This is a genomic window from Roseisolibacter sp. H3M3-2 (assembly GCF_029211165.1).
Classification (GTDB): Bacteria; Gemmatimonadota; Gemmatimonadetes; order Gemmatimonadales; family Gemmatimonadaceae; genus Roseisolibacter.
This window is the reverse complement of record NZ_JARGEK010000003.1, coordinates 22,687-43,870: the sequence shown is the minus strand read 5'-3', so window position 1 is coordinate 43,870 and position 21,184 is coordinate 22,687. Positions and strand designations below refer to the sequence as shown.

The 21,184-nt window shown below is 73.7% G+C and carries 16 protein-coding genes; 4 read left to right on the top strand and 12 right to left on the bottom strand.

The genetic code is table 11. The features are described from left to right. Both PYV61_RS00840 and PYV61_RS00835 read left to right on the top strand, forming a co-directional pair. A partial coding sequence (locus PYV61_RS00840; protein WP_275827308.1) for a molybdopterin molybdotransferase MoeA occupies positions 1-891 on the top strand: 891 nt, incomplete at its 5' end. Then, complete coding sequence (locus PYV61_RS00835) at positions 888-1,583, top strand: class I SAM-dependent methyltransferase (protein ID WP_275827306.1); 696 nt, start codon at positions 888-890, stop codon at positions 1,581-1,583. The genes PYV61_RS00840 and PYV61_RS00835, both read left to right, overlap by 4 nt. 6 nt (positions 1,584-1,589) lie before the next feature. Here the strand turns inward: PYV61_RS00835 and PYV61_RS00830 are convergent, their stop codons facing one another. The 4 genes from PYV61_RS00830 to PYV61_RS00815 all read right to left on the bottom strand — a co-directional run bounded on the left by PYV61_RS00830 (position 1,590) and on the right by PYV61_RS00815 (position 6,035). Next, positions 1,590-2,018: a hypothetical protein gene (locus PYV61_RS00830; protein ID WP_275827305.1), complete on the bottom strand. Its 429-nt coding sequence runs from the start codon at positions 2,016-2,018 to the stop codon at positions 1,590-1,592. An 82-nt stretch (positions 2,019-2,100) separates the two neighbouring features. Next, positions 2,101-4,209: a (Fe-S)-binding protein gene (locus tag PYV61_RS00825; RefSeq protein WP_275827303.1), complete on the bottom strand. Its 2,109-nt coding sequence runs from the start codon at positions 4,207-4,209 to the stop codon at positions 2,101-2,103. A gap of 63 nt (positions 4,210-4,272) precedes the next feature. Further along, complete coding sequence (locus tag PYV61_RS00820; protein WP_275827301.1) at positions 4,273-5,253, bottom strand: electron transfer flavoprotein subunit alpha/FixB family protein; 981 nt, start codon at positions 5,251-5,253, stop codon at positions 4,273-4,275. 29 nt (positions 5,254-5,282) lie between these two features. Next, entirely contained in the window at positions 5,283-6,035 is a 753-nt protein-coding gene (locus PYV61_RS00815) for an electron transfer flavoprotein subunit beta/FixA family protein (RefSeq protein WP_275827299.1), read from the bottom strand. 218 nt (positions 6,036-6,253) lie between these two features. On the opposite strand from PYV61_RS00815, the gene PYV61_RS00810 reads away from it, so the two are divergent. Then, positions 6,254-6,970, top strand: a complete 717-nt coding sequence (locus PYV61_RS00810) for a hypothetical protein (protein WP_275827297.1) — start codon at positions 6,254-6,256, stop codon at positions 6,968-6,970. Positions 6,971-7,034: 64 nt separating this feature from the next. On the opposite strand, the gene PYV61_RS00805 is transcribed toward PYV61_RS00810, so the two are convergent. From PYV61_RS00805 to PYV61_RS00775, 7 genes are all read right to left on the bottom strand, one after another. Then, positions 7,035-8,315, bottom strand: coding sequence for a RagB/SusD family nutrient uptake outer membrane protein (locus PYV61_RS00805; RefSeq protein WP_275827295.1), 1,281 nt, complete (start codon positions 8,313-8,315; stop codon positions 7,035-7,037). 2 nt (positions 8,316-8,317) lie between these two features. Further along, the gene (locus tag PYV61_RS00800; RefSeq protein WP_275827293.1) at positions 8,318-11,338 is read right to left on the bottom strand and encodes a SusC/RagA family TonB-linked outer membrane protein; all 3,021 of its coding nucleotides are present in this window, start codon (positions 11,336-11,338) and stop codon (positions 8,318-8,320) included. Between the two features lie 153 nt (positions 11,339-11,491). Continuing rightward, on the bottom strand, positions 11,492-12,739 hold the full coding sequence (locus PYV61_RS00795) for an acyl-CoA dehydrogenase family protein (RefSeq protein ID WP_275827291.1): 1,248 nt from the start codon (positions 12,737-12,739) through the stop codon (positions 11,492-11,494). A gap of 28 nt (positions 12,740-12,767) precedes the next feature. Continuing rightward, positions 12,768-13,430: a PEP-CTERM sorting domain-containing protein gene (locus tag PYV61_RS00790; RefSeq protein WP_275827289.1), complete on the bottom strand. Its 663-nt coding sequence runs from the start codon at positions 13,428-13,430 to the stop codon at positions 12,768-12,770. Positions 13,431-13,514: 84 nt separating this feature from the next. Further along, the gene (locus PYV61_RS00785) at positions 13,515-14,258 is read right to left on the bottom strand and encodes a SprT-like domain-containing protein (RefSeq protein ID WP_275827287.1); all 744 of its coding nucleotides are present in this window, start codon (positions 14,256-14,258) and stop codon (positions 13,515-13,517) included. A gap of 17 nt (positions 14,259-14,275) precedes the next feature. Beyond that, entirely contained in the window at positions 14,276-15,097 is an 822-nt protein-coding gene (locus PYV61_RS00780; RefSeq protein WP_275827285.1) for a metallophosphoesterase, read from the bottom strand. Between the two features lie 61 nt (positions 15,098-15,158). Beyond that, positions 15,159-16,181 (bottom strand): isocitrate/isopropylmalate family dehydrogenase, encoded by a 1,023-nt coding sequence (locus tag PYV61_RS00775; RefSeq protein WP_275827283.1) that lies wholly within the window; start codon positions 16,179-16,181, stop codon positions 15,159-15,161. Between the two features lie 246 nt (positions 16,182-16,427). Here PYV61_RS00775 and PYV61_RS00770 point away from each other — a divergent pair, with 246 nt between their 5' ends. Then, entirely contained in the window at positions 16,428-18,497 is a 2,070-nt protein-coding gene (locus PYV61_RS00770; protein ID WP_275827281.1) for a carbon starvation CstA family protein, read from the top strand. Positions 18,498-18,518: 21 nt separating this feature from the next. On the opposite strand, the gene PYV61_RS00765 is transcribed toward PYV61_RS00770, so the two are convergent. Beyond that, positions 18,519-21,179 (bottom strand): EAL domain-containing protein, encoded by a 2,661-nt coding sequence (locus PYV61_RS00765; RefSeq protein WP_275827279.1) that lies wholly within the window; start codon positions 21,177-21,179, stop codon positions 18,519-18,521. Positions 21,180-21,184 lie beyond the last annotated feature (5 nt).

The window sequence follows — 21,184 nt, the reverse complement described above, 5'->3', positions numbered from 1 at the left end:
CGCCCGCGCGGCGAGGACGTGGTCGCGGGCGCCGTCGCGGTCCCCGCCGGCACCACGCTCGGCCCGGGGGCGCTCGCGCTGCTGGCGTCGGTGGCGCACGTCGCGGTGCCCGTCGCGCGACGCCCGCGTGTCGCGATCGTCGCCTCGGGCGACGAGCTGGTGCCGCTCGGCGACGTCGAGGCGGTGCGCGCCGGCCGCGGCATCGTGTCGTCCAACAGCGTCACGCTGGCGGCGCTGGTGCACGACGCCGGCGGCGAGCCGGTGGACGGCGGCGTCGCCCCCGACGACCCCGACGCGCTGCGCGCGCACCTCGCCCGCGCCCTCGACGCGGGGTGCGACCTCGTGCTCACCACCGGCGGCGTGAGCGTGGGGGAGCGCGACCACACCCGCGACGCCGTACGCGCGCTCGGCGGCACGCTCCGCTTCTGGCGCGTGCGCATGCGCCCCGGCGGCCCGCTCGCGGCGGGCACGCTCCCGGCGGGCGGCGGGCGCGAGGCGTTCTGGCTCGGCCTCCCCGGCAACCCCGTCTCGACCGTCGTGACCTTCGAGCTCTTCGCGCGCCCGCTGATCCGCCGCCTGCTCGGCGACGCCCGCCCCTACCCGCAGGCCGTGCGCGTGCGCGCCGCCGAGCCGATCGCGGCGGCCGCGCCGCTCGCGCACTTCTTCCGCGCCACGCTCGACGCGGGTCCGGACGCCACGCCGCTGGCGCGCCTCACGGGGCCGCAGGGGTCGGGGCTCCTCACGTCGCTGGCCCGCGCCGACGCGCTGCTGGTCGTCCCCGAGTCGGTCGACGCGCTGCCGGCCGGCGCGGCGTCGCGCGCGCTGCTGCTCGGCGCCGGCGCCGCGCGCGCCGCCGCGCTCGACCCGGCGACCTTCGAGGTGCTGCCGTGAGCGCGCCCGACGAGGCGCTGGCGGCGCTCGACGCCGACCTCGCGGCGCGCTTCGAGGTGGCGCGCGAGACGATCGACCTGCGCGACGAGGGGGCGCACGAGACGTTCGACATCGTGCGGCCGGCGAGCGCCGAGGCGCTGATCGACGAGGACGCGTTCGCGCGCGACGAGCGGCTCCCGTACTGGGCCGACGTGTGGCCGTCGGCGCGCGTGCTGGCGGCGCACCTGCTGCGCGAGGGCGGCGGCGGGCGCCGCCTGCTGGAGCTGGGGTGCGGGAGCGGGCTCGTGGCCGCCGCCGCCGCGCGCGCCGGCTTCGCGGTCACGGCCAGCGACTACTACGACGACGCGCTCCTGTTCACGCGCGCCAACGTGCGCCGCGCGGCCGGCGTCGCGTGCGAGACGCGGCTGGTGGACTGGCGCGCGATGCCCGATGACCTCGGGTACTTCGACCGCGTGGTCGCGTCGGACGTGCTGTACGAGCGGCCGTACGCGGCGCTCGTCGCGCGGGCGCTCGTGCGCACGCTCGCGCGCGGCGGCGTCGCCTACGTCACCGACCCCGGGCGGCTCGCCGCCCCGGACTTCGTGGAGCAGGCGCGCTCGCTCGGGCTCGACGTCGGCGAGCCGACCACCCGCGACGTCGCCGGCTACGGCACGCGCCAGACGATCCGGCTGTACCGCCTCCGGCGACGCTGACGCGCGTCAGCGCGTGGGGTCGCGCCACCCGACCTCGGGACGCACGTCGAGGTCGACCGCGTCGTCGTCGGTCGTGCCGCGGCCGCCCGTTCCGGCGTCGGAGTGCTCGTCGGTGCCGCGCGGGATGCTGCGCCCGCCCTCCGCGCCCTCGCCGCCGGACGTGCCGCCGCTCCCGGCCTGGCCGCCGTAGCTGCTCTTGCGGCTGTACGCGCTGTCGTTGCCGCCGCCGCCGTAGCCCGTGCCGGCGTCGAAGCCGCGCCCGTCGAGCCCGCGGCGCCGTCCGCCCTGGTCGTCCTGCGCGCGCTCGCCCGTCTCGAGCAGGTCGTCGCCCGAGCGCCCCGTATTCCGCCCGTACGACCCGCCCGAGGTCGCCGACCGGTCGTCGCCGTGCGCGGCGTCCCGACCCAGCCCGTCCTGCTCGCGCTCGTCCGCCATGCGTCGCCTCCCGCCGAAAGGTGAAGCGGGCGGCGCCGATCCCCGGCGCCGCCCGCTCGTCCCACGGTCAGGATGCGTGCCGTCAGTCGCCGGCGAGCGCGGGCGTCCCCGCCGCGAGGCGCGACGCGATGACCTCGGAGATGTCGAGCACGGGCACCTCGCTCCCCTTCGCGGTGATGCCGTCGGTCATCATCGTCATGCAGAACGGGCACGCCACCGCGATCGCGTCGGCGCCGGTCGCCAGCAGCTCCTCCGTGCGCTCGACGTTGATGCGCTTGCCGGCGGTCTCCTCCATCCACATGCGCCCGCCGCCGGCGCCGCAGCAGAGGCCGCGGCTCTTGGTGCGCGCCGGCTCCACGAGGTTCACCACCGGCAGCGCGCGCCGCAGCGCGTTGCGCGGCGCGTCGTACACCTCGTTGTAGCGCCCGAGGTAGCACGAGTCGTGGTAGACCATCGTCAGCGCCTTCCCCTCCTCGGTGTCGAGGGGGACGCGCCCGTCCTGCAGCAGCCGCTCGATGTACGTGGTGTGGTGGATCACCTCGTAGTCGCCGCCGAGCTGCGGGAACTCGTTGCCGATCTGGTGGAAGCAGTGCGGGCAGAAGGTGACGACCGTCTTCACCTCGTAGCGGTCGAGCGTCTCGATCGTGCCCTTCGCGAGCATCTGGTACAGGTACTCGTTCCCCATCCGGCGGGCCGGGTCCCCGTTGCACGTCTCCTCCTGCCCGAGGATGGCGAAGTTCACCCCGGCGGCCTTCAGCACGCGCGCGAACGCCACGGTGATCTTCTTCGCGCGGTCGTCGAAGGAGCCCATGCACCCGACCCAGAACAGGATGTCCGGGCGCTCGCCGCGCTCGAACACCTCGGCCATCGTCGGGATGTCCATCCCCTCCGCCCACTCCTCGCGCGCAGCCGCGCTGAACGCCCACGGGCTGCCGTTGCGCTCCATCGAGGTGAACGCGGGCTGCAGCTCCTCGGGGAAGCGCGACTCCATCAGCACGAGGTTGCGCCGCAGCTCGTTGATGATGTCGAGCTGGTCGATCGAGACCGGGCACTCCTGCACGCACGCGCGGCAGCTCGTGCAGGCCCAGAGCTCCTCCTCCGTGATGTAGTTGTCGAGCAGGCGGTTCTCGAGCGCGGCGGCGACCGTCGGGCTCCCGGCGTCGGCGCCCTCCCCCTCGACCAGCGTCGGGCGGCGGAACTCCTCGGGGTCGCCGACCACGAGCGGCGCCTTCTCCATCAGGCGCTGGCGCGTGTTCACCACGATCTTGCGCGGCGACAGCAGCTTCCCCGTGAGGTTGGCTGGGCAGGCGGCGGTGCAGCGCCCGCACTCGGTGCAGGCGTAGCCGTCGAGGAGGCTCTTCCAGCTCAGGTGCTCGACGTCGCTCGCGCCGAACTGCTCCGCGCTCTCGTCCTCCAGGTCCATGTAGCGCATCGCCCCCACCGTCCCCGGCCCGCTCGTGTTGGACAGGTAGACGTTGGGGAGCGACACCAGCACGTGGAGGTGCTTGGAGTACGGCAGGAAGTTGATGAAGCCGAGCACCGCGACGGCGTGCGTCCACCAGCTGACGTCGCGCAGCGTGCGGGCCGTGTCGGCGGAGACCACGCCCGAGAGCCCCATCGCCAGCCCGTGCCCGACCAGGCGGCCGTAGCCGGCCGGCGCCTCGGGCTCGTAGATCGCCTCCATCGCGCCGGTCACGATCAGCGTGACCATCAGCAGCCCGATCGTCGCCAGGATCATCACCGCCTCGGTCCCGTGCACCACGTCGCCCTGCAGGCGGCGCGGCTTGAGGACCACCCGGCGGTAGATCAGGAAGCTGACGGCGGCCAGGATCAGCAGCGCGAACAGCTCCTGCGACAGCGCGTAGAGCGCGTACAGCGGCGCCGGCAGGAAGTTGGCGTAGCTGAAGCCGTGCCAGACGCCCTGCACGAACACCTCGACCGTCCCGACGGTGACGACGAGGAACCCCCAGAACACCGCGGCGTGCGACGCGCCGGCCGTCGGGTCGCGCAGGATCTTCGTCTGCGCGAACCCGATGGTCAGCAGGTTCCAGAGCCGCCGCGCCGGGTCGTCGAGGCGGTGCTCCGGCTTCCCCACCACCGTCATGTAGCGGTACAGCCGCTGCGCGTTGTACGCGAGGAACGCGGCGGCCAGCAGCAGGATGACGAGAAACACGACGTTCCCGGTCGTCACGGCAGCACTCGGAACGGGTGGGGGGAAAGCGGAGCGGGCGGCGCGTCGCGCCGCCCGCCCAACTTAGTGCGCGGCCTTCGCGGCGCGCACGGCCTGCGTGAGCGCCGGCACGACGTCGAAGACGTCGCCGACGATCCCGTAGTCCGCGATCTTGAAGATCGGCGCTTCCTTGTCCTTGTTGATCGCGACGATCGTCTTCGAGGTGCGCATCCCGGCGAGGTGCTGGATCGCCCCCGAGATGCCGACGGCGACGTAGAGCTCGGGGCTCACCACGCGTCCCGTCTGCCCGATCTGCTCCGAGTGCGGGCGCCACCCCTCGTCGGTGACGGCGCGCGTCGCGCCGGTCGCCGCGTTGCCGAACGCGTCGGCCAGCTCGTCGACCAGCTTGAAGTTGTCGGCCGCCTTGAGCCCGCGCCCGCCGGCGACGATCACCGGCGCCTCGCCGAGGTCGATCTTCCCCTTGCTCCCCTCGCGCAGCTCGACCACGCGCACCTTCGACGCGCCCGGGTCGGCCGCCGGCTGGATCGTCTCGACCCGCCCCGCCTTCGCGTTCGGCGCCGGCGCGACCGCGCCCAGCCGCACCGACAGCAGCGCCGGCGACGCCGCGATCGACAGCGTGCCCACCACCTTGCCCGTGTACATCGGGTGGCGCACCACGATCGCGTCGCCCTCGACGCCGATCGCGACCGCGTCGGGCGCCAGCGCGGCGCGGAGCTTCGCCGCCACGCGCGGGCTCAGGTCCTTCCCCTGCGTCGTCGCGCTGAACACGGCCGCGCGGTACCCGCCGGCCCGGATGCGCTCCGCCGCCGTCGCCGCCAGCGACTCGGCGTCGTACTGCGCGAGCCCCGCGTGCTCGACGACGTACACCACGTCGGCGCCCACCTCGGCCAGCCGCGCCGCCTGCGCCGCGACGCCGGGCGCGCCGGCGAGCAGCGCGTGCACCTCGCCGCCGCCCGTCTGGTCGGCCAGCTGCCGCGCCGCCGTGACGGCCTCGAGCCCCGCCTTGCGCACCTCGCCGCCGCGCGACTCCGCGTATGCGAACACGTTCGCCATTGTCTGTTCCCTCGCCTGGCTCAGAGGACCTTGGCTTCCGACTGGAGCAGGCGCACCAGCTCCGGCACCGCCGCCGCCCCCTCGCCCACGATGCGGCCGGCGGCGCGCTCGGGAGGGAGCTCCATCTTGCTGACCGTCACGCCCGCGCCGCCCAGCTGCGCCGGCTTCGTCTCGAGCGGCTTCTTCTTCGCCGCCATGATCCCCTTCAGCGACGGGAGGCGCTCCTTGTTCAGCCCCTCGTCCACCGTCACGATCGCCGGCAGCGGGAACTCGAGCACCTCGACCCCGCCCTCGACCGCGCGGTGCGCCGTCCCCTTCCCGCCCGCGATCTCGAGCTTCGAGACCCCCGTGACCACGGGGAGGCCGAGCAGCTCGCCGACCATCGCGCCGGTCGCCGAGTTGTCGAAGTCGATCGACTTCTTGCCGAAGAGGATCACGTCGTACGCCCCGGCCTTCAGCTCCGCCGCCAGCGCCTCGGCGACCGCGAACGCGTCCCCGGGGACCTTGTCGGCCTTGAGCAGCACCCCCTTGTCGGCGCCCATCGAGAGCGCCTTGCGGATCTGCTCCGACGCCGCGTCGGGCCCCAGCGAGATCACGGTGACCTCGCCCGGCGCGTTCTTCTCGTTGAGCTGGAGCGCCGCCTCGACCGCCCACAGGTCGAAGTCGTTCACGTCGTACTTCAGGCCGGTCTCGTCCACGCTCGCCCCGTCCTTGGCGATGGCGAACTTGACCTCCATGACCGGCACCCGCTTGATGCACACGGCGATCTTCACCGCGACGCCTCCCTGATCGGTCTTGTGAAGGAATTCACATGCTGCCGCGCGGAAAGATCGCCCGCGGCCGAACGGCGTTCAAGACGCGTCCGCCTCCCCGGTGACCTGCGCCACGCCCGCCGGGGCCCGGCGGCCCACGGTATGCCCCTGCCCGCCGGCGACGGCCCCCGGCGCACGGCTTCCGGGGGCCGGCCACGCCCCACGTTCGGAGTCCATCCATGCCCCAGATCCGTCCGCACCCGCGGGCCCGCCTGACCGCGGCCCTGCTGGCGCTCGCCGCGCTCGCCGTCCCCGCCGCCGACGCCGCGGCCCAGACGTGCACCGGCGCCGCCTCGTTCAACCGCAACCCCGTCCGCGTCGGCGGCCTGCTCGCCACCGGCGACGACGTGACTACGCTCGGCGCCGACATCCTGTTCGGCGAGCCGGGCGGCGCCTTCGGCGGCGTCGGCGTCGCCCTGGACGACTTCGACGACGACGTCTTCGAGTCGTCGACCACGATCCAGGGAACCCTCGGCTACCAGGTCCCGATCGGCACCGGCGCCCGCCGCCCGGGCGGCGGCCCGCAGTTCTGCCCGATCGCGACGCTCGGCTACTCCCTCGGCCCCGACTTCCGCCTCGGCGGGACCGACTACGAGTCGCGCACCCTCGGCGCCAGCGCCGGCTTCTCGGTCGGCGCGCCGATCGGCCTCTCGCCGACCGTGAACCTCGTCCCCTTCGGCGGGCTGCGCCTGATCTACGCCCGCACGACGGTCTCGGTCGAGGGCTCGGACGTCGACGACACCGATTCGGACTCGTTCGGCGCGCTCGACCTGGGCGCGGGGCTGACCTTCAACGACCGCTTCACGGTGCGCCCGGCCTTCGCCGTGCCGCTCAACCGCGACGGCGCGGACACCCGCTTCTCGCTCCTGTTCGCGCTGCACTTCGGCGGGCAGTGAGGCGACGCGACGCGGGCCCCGGCGCAGCTGCGCCGGGGCCCGCGTCGTTTCCGGAGGCGTGAGGTCAGCCGCCGAGGTTCGGGTTGGCCGCCCGCTCCACCGCCGGCAGCGGCCAGCAGCGCTGGTTCTGGTACGAGCCGCCCTTGGGGTACTGCGTCCCGTTGGCCGGGTCGAGCGTCAGGTTGCCGCGCCGCACGTCGAAGTAGCGGTTCCCCTGCAGGAAGAGCTCGCGCCGCCGCTCCTCGAACAGCGTCGCCGTGAAGGCCGCCGCCTCGGCGGCCGTCAGCGCCGGGAGCCCCACCCCGCTCCGCGCCCGCAGCGCGTTCAGCGTCGCCACCCCCTGCGCCCCGCCCTGCGCCTCGGCGAGGATCAGCTGCGCCTCGACCCCCGAGGCGATCGGGATCGGCGCCGTGAGCGACGCGTACTTGTTCTGCTGGAAGAGCGGGTTGACCTGGTCGCCGGAGAGCCGGTTCGCGTTGGTCACGCGCACCCGCGGATCCGCGGCGCCCGCCACGGTGAGCGCGCGGTACGCCGCCGCGACCGTGACGCCCGAGGTCGAGGCGTTGTTCTGCTCGAACACGCGGTTGTTGCGCCGCGCGCTGTTGTTGTCCGCGCTGGCGTTGAGGACGAAGCCCACGGGCACCGCGGCCGCGTCGGTCGCCGCGCCCGTCCGGTCCCCCTTCCCGATGCGCGCCCGCGCGCGGCCGACCAGCGCCGCGTAGCGCACCGAGGAGTCGGCGGCGGTGACCAGCCCGAGCGCCGTCGAGAACCGCGCCTCGGCCGAGTCGAGCATGTTGGCCGTCTGCAGCTCCGGCCCGAGGTTCACCGCCGCCGTGCAGAACCCCTCGGCGAGCAGCAGGTACGAGTAGCCCGCGTACAGCGCCGCGGTGGCGCGCAGCCGCTGCCGGTTCGGGACTTCCGCGTCGGACCACGCGTTCAGCCGCTCCAGCGCCTGGTCGGCCGTGTAGCGGGCGGTGCTGATCGGCGTGTACACGCCGAGCGCCGTGCAGGCGCTGGTCGCGTACAGCGCGTCGTTGGTCTGCACGTCGCGGCGGTCGTAGTTCCAGCGGGCCGCGGTCTGCGAGGCGTCGGTCAGCTCGCCCGAGGCGAGCCCGCTCGCGACCACGTACGACCCGAACGCGCACTCGAAGTCGGCGACGGCGCTGTTCACGATCAGCGGCGCGTTCTGCGGGACGAGGAAGCTCGTCTCCCCGAGTCGGCTGGGGGTGGTCGCCGTCAGCAGGCGGTCCACCGCGTCGCCGCAGCCGGCCGCGGCGGCGAGGCACCAGGCGGCGAGGAGCGGGCGGGCGACGCGCCGCACGGCGGGATGCGTGAGGAGCGTCATGGTCAGAAGCCGAGGTTGAAGGTCACGACGAAGGAGCGCGTCTGGGGCAGGACGTTCTGCTCCCACTGCCCGAAGGCGCCGCCGCGCGTGCCGCCGTTGAACGACGCCTCGGGCTCGAGCCCCGGGTAGTCGGACCACAGCGCCAGGTTGCGCCCGGCCACCGTGACCCCCGCCGAGGTCCCGCCGACGCGCCGCGCCACCCCGGCCGGGAACGTGTACGTGAGCGACAGCTCGCGGAAGCGCGCGAAGTCGGCGTTCTCGATCAGGTGGTAGGTGTACGCGGTCCCCGCCTGCACCGCCGCCAGCAGCGTCTTGTCCTGCACCTCGTCCGGGTAGTACAGCTCGCGGCACAGCACGAAGGCGCCGCACCGCACGCGGAAGTTGCCGTCCAGCTTCCGGTAGCCGCCGCGGTAGTCGACGAAGGCGTTGAGGCGGAAGTCGCGCAGGAAGGTGGCGCCCGCGTTGAACGAGCCCTCGCGCGTTGGCACCGTGTTCCCGAGGAAGACGCGCGGCGCCGACGCGCAGTCGACCGTCCCCCCCTGCCCGTTGTCGCAGCGCAGGTTGCTCGTGCGCTTCGTGGTGGCGTTGTAGTCCGCGCTCACGATCCGGCGGTCCCACCACGCGCCGGGCGCGTAGCCGACCACGTGCTGCACGTTGTTGCTCAGCGACACGGTGTTGATCCCGTTCCCGAGCGACTTGATCTCGTACTTGTTGACGCTCCCGTTGAGCCCGAGGTCGAGCGTGAAGCGGGCGCCCGAGATCGGCTGCGCGCGCAGCAGCCACTCGAAGCCGCGGCGGTCCACCTGCCCGGCGTTGAAGAGCTGGAAGTTCGGGAAGCCCGTCGACGGCGCGGCCTGCCGCGAGAGGATCGCGTCCTTCGTCGTGCCGGCGTAGTACGTCAGCTCGACCCCGTACCGGTCGTCGCCCAGCCCGGCGTCGAGGCCGAGCTCCAGCTCGGTGCTCCGCTCCGGCCCGAGGTCGGGGTTGCCGACGTTCGTCGGGGTCAGGAAGCCGCCCGACGCCGCGTAGGTGCGGATGGCGTCGAACGCGCCCGGCTGCAGCCCGCTCCCGCCGTAGGCGCCGCGCACGCGCAGGGAGCTGAAGAGGCTCGGGATCTTCAGCGCCGGCTCCTCGCTGACCACGTACGAGGCGCTGAGCTTCGGGTACGTCACCGCCGGGTAGTCGGTGCCGAACGCCGAGTTGTCGTCGCGCCGCACGGCGGCGGTGACGAACAGGCGGTCGTTCCACACCAGCTGCTGCTGCACGAAGCCGCCCAGCGTGTTGTTGTCGAACAGGCTGTCGCCGTCCAGCCGCTGGACCGAGGCGGCGGCCAGCGACAGGATACCGGACGCCGGGAAGCCGGTGGCCGACATCGCGCGTCCGCGCGTGCGCCGGCCGTAGTACTGCCCGCCGGCCGACGTCACGCCGTTCCAGCCGCGCCCGATCGTGTACTTCGCGTTGAGCGCGTAGTCGGCCGTCACGTTCCCGACGTTGCGCGTCCCGACGGCCAGCGACCCCTGCGTGGTGCCGCCCACCTCGGAGAACGCGGCGTACGTCGCGAACAGCGCCTCGTTGCGCGGCGCCTGCGTCTGGTTGTCCTCCACCAGGCGGTCCAGCCCGAGGATCAGCCGGTGGTCGAGCCACGACGTCGGGCGGTTGTTCACCTGCACGCTGCCGGTGAACCGGTCGGCGTCCTGGAAGATGTTGTACGCCGAGTAGTAGATGTCGGGCGGGCCGCTGCGGAACCCGAGCTGCGCGTTGTTCGGGTTGCGCCCCGCGTACAGGAAGGTCGGCTGCGAGAAGAAGGTCGCCCACGTCGCCCCGCCGCCGCCCGACTCGTACGGCAGGTACGTCCGCCCGGTCACGTAGCCGGTCGCGACCACCACGTCCGTGTTGCGGTTCGGCGAGGCATTCAGGTTGGCGCGGAAGTTCGTCCGCTGCAGCCGGTTCGCGCGCTCCACCCCCTGCGCCTCCTCGCGGTTCACGCCGACGTAGTAGCGCAGCGCCGGCGAGCCGCCGCCGACGTTGATCTGGTAGTCCTGCGACCGGCCGACGCGGAAGATGTCGTGGCCGAAGCGCGCGTTCAGCGAGTCGTTGAGCTGCTGCACCCCGATCGACACGGTGTCGAGCGCCGTGGTCGAGCCGGCGCGCGGCACCGCGCCCCAGTTGGTGTAGTAGCCGTCCTTCCACCCCGGCAGCCAGTTGGCGCCCTGCCGGACGGTGACGTTCCACGACGGGCGGCCGGCGGCCCCCTTCTTCGTGATGATCTGGATGACGCCGTTCGACGCCTCGGTGCCGTACAGCGTCGCCGCCGCCGGCCCCTTGATCACCTCGAGGCTCTCGATGTCGTCGGGGTCGAAGTCGTTCCAGCGCGACACCGACGCCGAGCCGAACGCCTGGTTGGTGGGGCCGCTCGCCTGCGCGTTGTCGACGCGGATCCCGTCCACGTAGATCAGCGGGTCGTTGGACAGCGAGAGCGACGAGGCGCCGCGGACGCGGATGCGCGACCCGGTCCCCACCTGCCCCGACGAGCCGATCACGCTCACCCCCGACGCGCGGCCGGTGAGCAGGTCGGACAGGTTGCGCACCGGCTGCGTGGTCGCGACCTGCGCCACGTTCACGGTCGAGACGGCGTTGCCGATCGCGCGGCGCTCCTGCACGCCGGCCGTGCCGGTCACGACGACCTGGCTCAGCTCCAGCGCGCGCTCGCCGAGCACGACGCGGACGTCGGTCGCGCCGACGCGCGCCGTGACGGTGGTCGGCCGGTAGCCGATCCGGCGCACGGTGACGCGCACCTCGGTCCCGGTCGCGCCGGTGATGCGGAAGCGGCCGTTGACGTCGGTCGCGGCGCCGAGGGTCGTCCCCTCGATGGAGACCTGCGCGTCGGCGAGCGGGCGCTGCGACCCCTCGGCGACGACGGTGCCGGCCACGACGCCCTGCGCGGGCTGCGCAGCGACGACGGCGGACGGGGACGCGGCCGCCGCGAGGGCCAGGACCACGGCGGGCACGGACGGGGGGTGCATCGGACACCTCCAGCGGGGTGGCGGGTGGGCGGGACCTCTGCTCCCGCTAGCATACGCGCGCCCCGCCCACGCGAAAGGGCGCCGACGTCCTCCCGTGTCAGGAGTTCGTCGGCGCCCCGGCCGCCCCGCGGGGCGGCGGCCACACCTACCGCGTCACTTGAACGCCGAGTGCCCGGTGATCGCCTGCCCGAGGATCAGCGAGTGGACGTCGTGCGTCCCCTCGTACGTGTAGACGCTCTCCAGGTTGGCCATGTGCCGCATCGACGCGTACTCGGCCAGGATCCCGTTGCCGCCGAGCAGGCGGCGCGCCTCTCGCGCGATGTCGGTGGCGATATTGACGTTGTTCCGCTTGGCCAGCGACACCATCTGCGGCGTGAAGGTGCCGAGGTCCTTGCACCGCCCCAGGTGCAGCGACACCAGCTGCCCCTTCACGATCTCGGTGAGCATGTCGGCCAGCCGCACCTGCTGGATCTGGAACGCGCCGATCGGCTTGTCGAACATGACGCGGTTCTTGGAATACGACACCGCCTCCTCGTAGCAGGCGATCGCCGCGCCGAGCGCGCCCCACGAGATCCCGTAGCGCGCCTGCGTGAGGCACATCAGCGGCGACTTGAGCCCGCCCGACTTCGGCAGGATCGCGTCGGCCGGCAGGCGCACGTCTTCGAGGATCAGCTCCGAGGTGTCCGAGGCGCGCAGCGACAGCTTCCCCTTCTGGTCGCGGGCGCGGAACCCGGGCGTGTCGGTCGGGACCACGAAGCCGCGGATCGTCCGCTCGTCGCCGACCTCGGTCTGGCCGTGCGGCACCGCCTTGGCCCACACCACCGAGACGTGCGCCTGCGAGCCGTTGGTGATCCACATCTTGGCGCCGTTCAGCACCCACGACCCGTCGGCCTGCTCGCGCGCGACGGTGATCATCCCGGCCGGGTTCGATCCGTAGTCGGGCTCGGTCAGGCCGAAGCACCCGATGACCTCGCCCGTCGCCATCTTCGGCAGCCAGTGGCGCTTCTGCTCCTCGCTGCCGAAGGCGTAGATCGGGTACATCACCAGCGCGCCCTGCACCGACGCGAACGACCGGATGCCGGAATCGCCGCGCTCGAGCTCCTGCATGATTAGCCCGTACTGCACGTTGTTCAGCCCCGCGCAGCCGTACTCCTCGGGCAGGTTCGCGCCGAACACCCCGAGCTCCCCCATCTTCGGGATGAGGTGCTTCGGGAAGGTGCCGTCCACGTAGTGCTTGCCGATGATCGGCAGCACCTCCTCGTCCACGAAGCGGCGGACGGAGTCGCGGACGGCGCGCTCCTCCTCGGTCAGGGCGGCGTCGATGTTGAACAGGTCCGCCTCGCGCGGCCGCAGCTCGGGCGACGGGAGGAAGGACTCGGCGGGGGCGATCTCGGTGGCCATGGCGGTCGGGGTCGGGTGACCCCGAAATCTAACGCCGCCGGCGCCGGGCGCCCGCCGCCATCGCCAGCAGCCCCCCGCCCAGCAGGGCGACGGTGGTGGGCTCCGGCACCGTGGAGGTGGCCCGCGACGTCAGCGCCTCGACGGCGTTGATGTCCGCGCCCACGGTGGCCCCCGTCTGGTCGCCCTCGGCCGGGTCGTCGATCAGCTGCACCGCGTCGAACTCCAGCTGCCCCGCCAGGAAGCCGGCGAAGAACTGGTCGATGTCGATCGTCGAGGTCGAGCCGAAGACCTTGCCGATCTCGTAGAAGCCGTCGCCGTTGGCGTCGTACGTCGCCCCGAGCAGGAGGGCCGTCGTCGCCGTCGGGCGGATCGCCACGAAGGTGTCCTCGATGTCGGCGCCGATCTCGTAGATCCAGAGGTCGGGCGCCGCGCTGTTGCTGTTCGTCAGCACGTTGTCGAGGAAGGCCAGCTCGATCAGCCCGCCGCGGCCGAGGGTCACGAACGGGGCGCTCGCGGGCGAACCCAGCGCCGTGGTCGGGTCGAGCACCGTTCCGAGCGTCGGCCCGGGACCGCCGGAGTACAGCGGGAGGTAGCGGATGACGGCGTCGGCGTACTGCGACTGCGCCGCGGCCGGCGCGGCCAGCGCGAGCTGGAGCAGGAGTGCGGCGGCGAGCGGGCGGGCGAGCGGCATCGGCGGCCTCGCGATCGGAGGGTGTGGGAGTGGGCCCGACCCTCCTTTCACGTCATTCAGGCGCCGGAGCGGACATGCCGCCGCTCAGATCGCCGTCGAGGCCGCCGTCCGCTGCCGTCGCGGGAGGACGTGGCGCCGGGCGCTCGGCGTGATCCCCACCTCGCGCGCCTTCTTGCGAAACGTCGCGCCGTGGTCGATCGCGTGCCCCCCCTCGTCCTGCCACTGGTGCACCATCTCGTGGAGGAGGGTGTGGAGCGCCTCCTCCCACCCGTGGCGGCGGATGTGCTCGCGCCCGATCACGATCTCCGCCGGCTCGCCGGCCGGCGTCGCCGCCGTGTAGTGCCCGAGCCGCGTGCGCATGCGCCCCGACAGCCGGATCGGCACCCCGCGCAGCCGCCCGCCGAAGTACACGCGGTTGTAGTGCGCGTGGAACCGGCGGAGCTGCGCCACCACCGGCTCGTCCTCCGGTCGCGCCCGCTCGGGGCGCCGCGCCGCGGCCGGGCGGGTGATCTGGTGGGCGAGGATGGTCTCGCGGGCCCGCCGCCGGTCCGTCCGCGTCCGCCCGCAGACGAACCCGACGATCGCCCGCAGCACCTCGGGGGGCGCGTCGAGGTACCCCTCGTGGACGCGTAGCTCCCCGGCGCTGAAGCTGACCATGACCGTCCGGTTGCGGGTCAGCCGCAGCCGCTCGATCCCGCGCAGCCCGAGGCGCTCCAGCGCCGCGTGCAGCCGCGCCGCCGCGGCGGCGCCGGCGGGGCGGGGGCGGTCGGCGGGCGCGACGTCGGTGGTCACCAGCGGCGCGCGCCGCCGGCGGTGGGCGTCGGTCATGCGCTGCACCCAGGCCGTCAGCGGTCGAAGCAGTGCCGGGGCCCCGGGAGGAACCGCTGCGCCTCGGCCGACCAGACCAGCGTCGTGATGTCGATCTGCTCGGGCGACAGCGTGATCGCGTTGGCCGACGACGGGCGACCGCCGCGCGAGCGGCTCGACACGGTGCCGGCGGTCGAGATCACCGTCCCCTTCTTCGTGTGCTCCACGAAGTGGATCGCCTCCTGGTGGTCGTGCCCGCACAGCACGAGGTCCACCCCGATCTCGGCGAAGGCGCCGAGCACCTTGCGCGTGTCCTTCAGCCCGTGGCGCTGCGACAGCTCCCCCTTCACGGGGTTGTGGTGCATCACGATCACCTTCGCGTCGCCGGGCGGCGACTTCGCGAACTCCGCCGCGGCGCGCGCGATCTGCGACTTCCGCAGGTGGCCGATGATCGAGATGTCGCGGACGTTCCAGGTCAGCGTCTGCGGCAGCACGCCCTGCGACGTGTTCAGCCCGACGAACGTCGCCCCGTCCACGCGCAGCACCGGCTCGATCTCCGGGTCGACGTAGGCGCGGTAGTTCTCGTACAGCGCCCCCTCGTCGCCGAGGCCGAGCGGCGCCCGCCACCACATGACGTCGTGGTTCCCCGGGACGACGATGGTGCGGCTGACGCGCGCCGCGTCGCGCAGGAACACCGACGCGCGCTGGAACTCGCCGGCGCGCGCGCGCTGCGACAGGTCGCCCGAGACCGCGACGACGTCGAACGGGCGGTCCTGCACCAGCGCCTCGAGCGCCGCGATGTGCGCCGGCACGGCCGGGCGGCCGAAGTGCAGGTCGGAGACGTGGAGGACGGTGGTCATGCGCGCGCTCCGACGCTCGCCGCGCGCTCGGCGCCGGGCAGGGACGGAGCCCGCATGCCCATCAGCCCCGCAGGCGGGCGACCAGCGCGTCCGTGAACTCGACCGTCCCGGCGGCGCCGCCGAGGTCGCGCGTGCGCACCTGCCCCTCCTGGATCTGCGCGGTGAACGCGTCGCGCACGCGGCGCGCGGTCTCCGGCTGCCCCATGTGGTCGAGCATCATCGCCGCGGCGAGGATCAGCGCCCCCGGGTTCGCGACGTCCTTGCCGGCGATGTCGGGCGCCGTGCCGTGCACCGCCTCGAAGATCGCCGCGTCCTTCCCGATGTTCGCCCCCGGCGCGAGCCCCAGCCCGCCCACCAGCCCCGAGATCAGGTCGGAGAGGATGTCGCCGAACATGTTCGTCGTCACGATGACGTCGAAGCGGTTCGGGTCCATGACGAGGTTCATCGCCATCGCGTCGATGATCCGCTCGTCGAACGCGAGGCGCCCCTCGTACTCCTTCGCCATCGCGCGCCCGACCTCGAGGAACAGCCCCGACGAGTACTTGAGGATGTTCGCCTTGTGGACCAGCGTGACCTTCCGGCGGCCGTGGGCGACCGCGTACTCGAACGCGTAGCGGATGATCCGCTCCGAGCCCGCGCGCGTCACGACGGCCACGCTCTCGGCGGCCGCCTGCGGGTCGTCCCCCTGCGCGACGTACTGCTCCTTGCCGATGTAGAGCCCCTCGGTGTTCTCGCGCACGAGCACGAGGTCGAGGTCGTCGTAGTGGCGCGGCGACGGGACGAGCTGGCGCGCCGGGCGCACGTTGGCGTAGAGGTCGAACTCCTTGCGCAGCGCGACGTTCACCGAGCGGAAGCCCTTCCCCACCGGCGTCTCGAGGGGGCCCTTCAGCGCCAGCCGCGTGCGGCGGATCGAGGCGAGCGTGGGCTCCGGGATCGGGTCGCCGTGCGACGCGACGCCGGCCTGCCCCGCCTGCTGCACGTCCCACGCGATGTCCGCCCCGGCGGCTTCGAGGACCCGGACGGTGGCATCGGCGATGCTGGGGCCGATCCCGTCGCCGGGAATGAGGGTGACTGGCGTGGGCATCAGAGGTTCCGAACGGTCCGCGAGCGGTGGACGTACAGGGGAGGCGCGCCGCGCCCCGCGTGCTGCTGCGGGGGGCGCCGCGCCGCAACCTAATGGGGGGCCGCGCGCGCGTTCCAGAGCGATCCGGAGCGGTCGTGCGGCCGCGCGCGCGGGTCGCCGACGGGGTTGACGCCCGCCGGTCCCGCACCCATTAACACGCTTCCGCGCGCCCCCGGGGCGCGCCCCCTCCCCAACCCGCGCCCCTCCATGCCGACGCTGCTCCGCGCGCTCGTCTGGGTCGTCGTGGCCCTCGTCGGTGCCGCCGCCTTCGGCGTCGTCGCGCTCAAGCGCGGCGAGTCGGTGAACGCCGCCTGGCTGGTCGTCGCCGCCGTCTGCACGTACCTGGTCGCCTACCGCTTCTACGCGAAGCTGATCGCGGCCAAGATCTTCGCCCTCGACGCCGCGCGGCCCACGCCCGCCACGCGCCTCAACGACGGGCGGGACTACGTGCCCACCAACCGGTGGGTGGTGTTCGGCCACCACTTCGCGGCCATCGCCGGCCCCGGCCCGCTCGTCGGCCCCACGCTCGCCGCGCAGTTCGGCTACCTCCCCGGCGCGCTCTGGCTGATCGTCGGCGTCGCGCTCGGCGGCGCGGTGCAGGACTTCGTCATCCTGGCCTCCAGCATCCGCCGCGACGGCAAGTCGCTCGGCCAGATGGCGCGCGAGGAGATCGGCCCCGTCGCCGGCTTCACCGCGCTGGTCGCGGTGCTCGGCATCATGGTCGTGCTCATCTCGGTGATCGCGCTCGTCGTCGTCAACGCCCTCGGCGAGAGCCCGTGGGGCACGGTGACGGTCGGCCTCACGATCCCGATCGCGCTGCTGATGGGCGCCTACCTGCGCTGGGTGCGCCCGGGCCGCGTCCTCGAGGCGACGGCGATGGGGCTGGTGATGCTCGTCGGCGCGCTCTACGCCGGCCAGTGGGTCGCCGCGCAGCCCGACCTCGCCGCGACGTTCACGCTCAGCCGCGTGACGCTCGCCTGGCTGGTCATGGCGTACGGCTTCGCCGCCTCCGTGCTCCCGGTGTGGCTGCTCCTCGCGCCGCGCGACTACCTCTCGGCGTTCGTGAAGATCGGCGTCGTCGTCGCCCTCGCCGCCGGCATCCTCATCGTGCTGCCGCCGCTCGCGATGCCCGCCGTCACCCAGTTCGTCGACGGCACCGGGCCGGTGTTCGCCGGGAAGCTCTTCCCGTTCGTCTTCATCACGATCGCCTGCGGCGCGATCTCGGGCTTCCACGCCCTGATCTCGTCGGGCACCACGCCCAAGCTGCTCGAGCGCGAGGACGACGCGCGCTTCATCGGCTACGGCGCGATGCTGACCGAGTCGCTGGTCGCCGTCATGGCGCTCGTCGGCGCCTGCGTGCTCACCCCGGGCGTCTACTTCGCCATCAACGCCCCCGCCGGCGTGATCGGCAGCACCGCGGTCGACGCCGCCGCCAAGATCGCGACCTGGGGCTTCACCGTCACGCCGGCCGAGCTGGAGCTGCTGGCGCGGCAGGTCGGCGAGACGTCGCTGCTCTCGCGCACCGGCGGCGCCCCGTCGCTCGCCGTCGGGATGGCGCACCTGTTCAGCCAGGCGGTCGGCGGCACCGGCGCGATGGCGCTCTGGTACCACTTCGCCATCATGTTCGAGGCGCTGTTCATCCTCACGACGCTCGACGCCGGGACCCGCGTCGGCCGCTTCATGCTGCAGGACCTCGGCAAGCACGTGTGGGAGCCGTTCGGCCGCGTCGCCTGGACGCCCGCCGTGCTCCTGTCCAGCGCGATCTTCGTCTCGATGTGGGGCTACTTCCTCTACCAGGGCGTCACCGACCCGCTCGGCGGCATCAACTCGCTCTGGCCCCTCTTCGGGATCGCCAACCAGCTGCTCGCGACGGTCGCCCTCTGCCTCGGCACGACGATCATCATCAAGATGGGGAAGGCGCGCTACGCCTTCGTCACCATGGTCCCGCTGGTGTGGCTCCTGATCGTGACCTTCACGACGGCGCTCACCAAGATCTTCTCGGCGGACCCGCGCCTCGGCTTCCTGTCGCACGCGCGCGCCTTCGAGGCCGCGCTCGCGGCCGGGACGCTCCCCGCCGGCGCCAAGACCATCGAGGCGGCCCGCACGATGATCTTCAACGACCACATCAACGTCGCGGTCGCGGGCTTCTTCCTGATCGCCGTCGTCGTGATCCTCGCCGACTCGATGCGCGAGTGGGTCAACGTGCTCCTGCGCGGGAAGCCCGCCCGGAGCACCGAGGTGCCGTTCGACCGCTCGGTCGCCCTCGCGGGCGACTGAGCCGCGCGGCCGGCAGCGCGGCTAGGCCGCGTTGCCGGCGCGCCGGGACGGCCGGTCGCGGCGCGCCAGCAGCAGCGCCTCCGCCTCCCCCGCGGGAAGCGGGCCGTGGAACAGGAACCCCTGCCCGTAGACGCAGCCGGCGTCGCGCAGCGCGGCGCGCTGGTCCTCGTCCTCGATCCCCTCGGCGATCGTGCGCAGCGACAGCGCGCGCCCCAGGGCGACGATCGTCCGGGCCAGCGCCGCCTGCGACCCGCCGCGCCGCAGCCCGTCGACGAAGCTCTTGTCGATCTTGAGCGTGTCGATCGGGAAGCGCTGCAGGTAGCCGAGCGCCGAGTAGCCGGTGCCGAAGTCGTCGACCGCCAGCCGCACCCCGGCGCGCCGCAGCGCCTCGAACCGCTCGCGCGCGAGCTCCGGCCGGTCGAGCATCACGCTCTCGGTGATCTCGAGCAGCAGCTGCCCCGACTGCAGCCCGGACTGCGCCAGCACGCCGAGCACCTCGTCGACGAACCCCGGCTCGTAGATCTGCCGCGCCGACACGTTCACGGTGAGCGTGAGCGGCGGGCGCCCGAGCCCCGCGCGCTGCGTGTTCCACCCCGCCACCCGCGCGCTGGCGTGCCGCAGCACCCACCCGCCCAGCGCGCCGATCAGCCCCGTCTCCTCGGCCACCGGCACGAAGTCGGACGGCATCATCGTGCCGCGCTGCGGGTGCTGCCAGCGCACCAGCGCCTCGACCCCCAGCGGCTCCCCGTCGTCGAGCGAGACGATCGGCTGGAAGAGCACCGAGAACTCGCTCCGCTCCAGCGCGGCGCGGAGGTCGGCCTCCATCGCCAGCCGCGCCACCGCCTCGGCGTGCATCTCGGGCTCGAAGACGGCCCAGCGCCCCTTCCCGCGCGCCTTGGCGCGGTACATCGCCAGGTCGGCGTCGCGCAACAGCGCGTCCGCCCGGTCGTCCACGCCGAGCGACGCGTCGGCCGCGTCCACCGCCACCGGACGCGCGATCCCGATGCTGGTGCCGACCACGGCCTCCGCCCCGTTCAGCTGGAACGGGACGCGCATCGCGCTCAGCACGCGCTCGGCGACCGTGGTCGCGTCGGCGTCCATGCGCGCGTTCTCCAGCAGCACCGCGAACTCGTCGCCGCCCAGCCGGACCACGGTGTCGCAGCCGCGCGTCGCGTTCAGCAGCCGCTTGGACACCTCGCACAGCAGCTGGTCGCCCGCCGCGTGCCCCAGCGAGTCGTTGACGCGCTTGAAGCCGTCGAGGTCGAGCATGAGGACCGCCACGCCGCCGACGTCGCGGCGCGACAGCACGTGGGCGAGCCGCTCGCGCATCCGCGCCCGGTTGGCCAGCCCGGTGAGCGGGTCGTGGTACGCCTGGTGGGCGAACGCTTCCTTGGAGCAGCGCAGCTCGTGCACGAGCGTCGTGTTGCGCACGGCGGTCGTCGCCAGGTTGGCGAGCACCTCGATGACCTCGACGTCGGCCTCGGAGTACGCGCCGTCCGTCTCGCTGCGCAGCGCGACCACCCCGAGCACCCCCTCGGCGGTCGTGAGCGGCGCCAGCAGCACGCTCCCCGCGGCCTTCCGCCCCTCGCGCCCCCCGCGCGCCACCATGCGCAGCGCCGCGCGGCGCTCCAGCACCAGCCGCTGCAGGCTCTCGGTCAGCAGCTCGGGGTCCGACGCGCCGACCGGGGCCCACTCCCCGGTCCCGTCATGCAGCGCGAGCGCGAACGCGTCGAACGCGATCACCTGCCGTGACGCCGCGCGCATGACGTCGTGCAGCGCGGCCAGCGAGTCGGCGGCCAGCACGCCGGCGGCGGCGTTGGCCACCGCGCGCATGCGTGCCGCCGTCCCCTGCGCCTCGCTCTGCGCGATCCAGAGCCGCGCCTCGCTCTCGCGCAGCGCCGTCTTCGCCCGCTCGTGCTCGGCCACCTCGGCGTCGTGCTGCGCGATCGCCGTCTCCAGCTGCGCGACGCTCTCGCCGAGCGCGTGCGCCGTGCGGTTGAAGCTCGCCGCCAGGAGCCCGAGGTCGTCGCTCGCCCGCTCCGGGAGCCGCGCGGTGAAGTCGCCGCGCTGCAGCGCCGCCAGCGCCGCCCTCGCGCGCCGCAGCCGCGCGGTGGTGATCGCGGGGGCGACGGTGGCCAGCCACCCCACCCCGGCCAGGCACCCGCCCTCGATCAGCAGCGCGCCCGGCGACAGCGGGAAGCCCAGCAGCCGCGCGCTCAGCAGCCGCGCCACCGGGTGCAGCACCACCACGACCAGCAGCTGCACGCGCGCGAGCTCCGGGAATCCGAGCGCGTGGCCGCCGACGACCATCACGTAGAAGGGCAGCGTCGCGAACCCCACCGGCCCGCCCGCGGCGGCCATCAGCGTCAGCGCCGCCGGGTCGATCAGCAGCAGCAGCCGGGCCTGCGTGGGCGTGAGGCGCCCCAGGTGCTGCCACGCCGACGCGCACGCGTTGAGCGCCGCGACGGCCAGCGGCACGCCGATCACCAGCGCCGACGGCGCGGGCGTCACGTCGAACAGCGCGTCGGCGCACCCGAGCACGATCCCGAGCGACGCCAGCAGCCAGCGCATCGTCACCGACTGGCGGTGGCGGGCCAGCAGCAGGACGTCCTCCTCCCGCGGGCCGGCGGGCGGCACGACGGGGGCGGGAACCGCCTCGAACTGCAGGGGGGTGGCTCGCACGGGCG

Excerpts from the sequence above, each read along its gene's own strand:
- PYV61_RS00830 (WP_275827305.1), bottom strand. The coding sequence starts at position 2,018 with ATGGCGGACGAGCGCGAGCAGGACGGGCTGGGTCGGGACGCCGCGCAC.
- PYV61_RS00810 (WP_275827297.1), top strand. The coding sequence starts at position 6,254 with ATGCCCCAGATCCGTCCGCACCCGCGGGCCCGCCTGACCGCGGCCCTG.
- PYV61_RS00805 (WP_275827295.1), bottom strand. The coding sequence starts at position 8,315 with ATGACGCTCCTCACGCATCCCGCCGTGCGGCGCGTCGCCCGCCCGCTC.
- PYV61_RS00800 (WP_275827293.1), bottom strand. The coding sequence starts at position 11,338 with ATGCACCCCCCGTCCGTGCCCGCCGTGGTCCTGGCCCTCGCGGCGGCC.
- PYV61_RS00795 (WP_275827291.1), bottom strand. The coding sequence starts at position 12,739 with ATGGCCACCGAGATCGCCCCCGCCGAGTCCTTCCTCCCGTCGCCCGAG.
- PYV61_RS00790 (WP_275827289.1), bottom strand. The coding sequence starts at position 13,430 with ATGCCGCTCGCCCGCCCGCTCGCCGCCGCACTCCTGCTCCAGCTCGCG.
- PYV61_RS00785 (WP_275827287.1), bottom strand. The coding sequence starts at position 14,258 with ATGACCGACGCCCACCGCCGGCGGCGCGCGCCGCTGGTGACCACCGAC.
- PYV61_RS00780 (WP_275827285.1), bottom strand. The coding sequence starts at position 15,097 with ATGACCACCGTCCTCCACGTCTCCGACCTGCACTTCGGCCGCCCGGCC.
- PYV61_RS00775 (WP_275827283.1), bottom strand. The coding sequence starts at position 16,181 with ATGCCCACGCCAGTCACCCTCATTCCCGGCGACGGGATCGGCCCCAGC.
- PYV61_RS00770 (WP_275827281.1), top strand. The coding sequence starts at position 16,428 with ATGCCGACGCTGCTCCGCGCGCTCGTCTGGGTCGTCGTGGCCCTCGTC.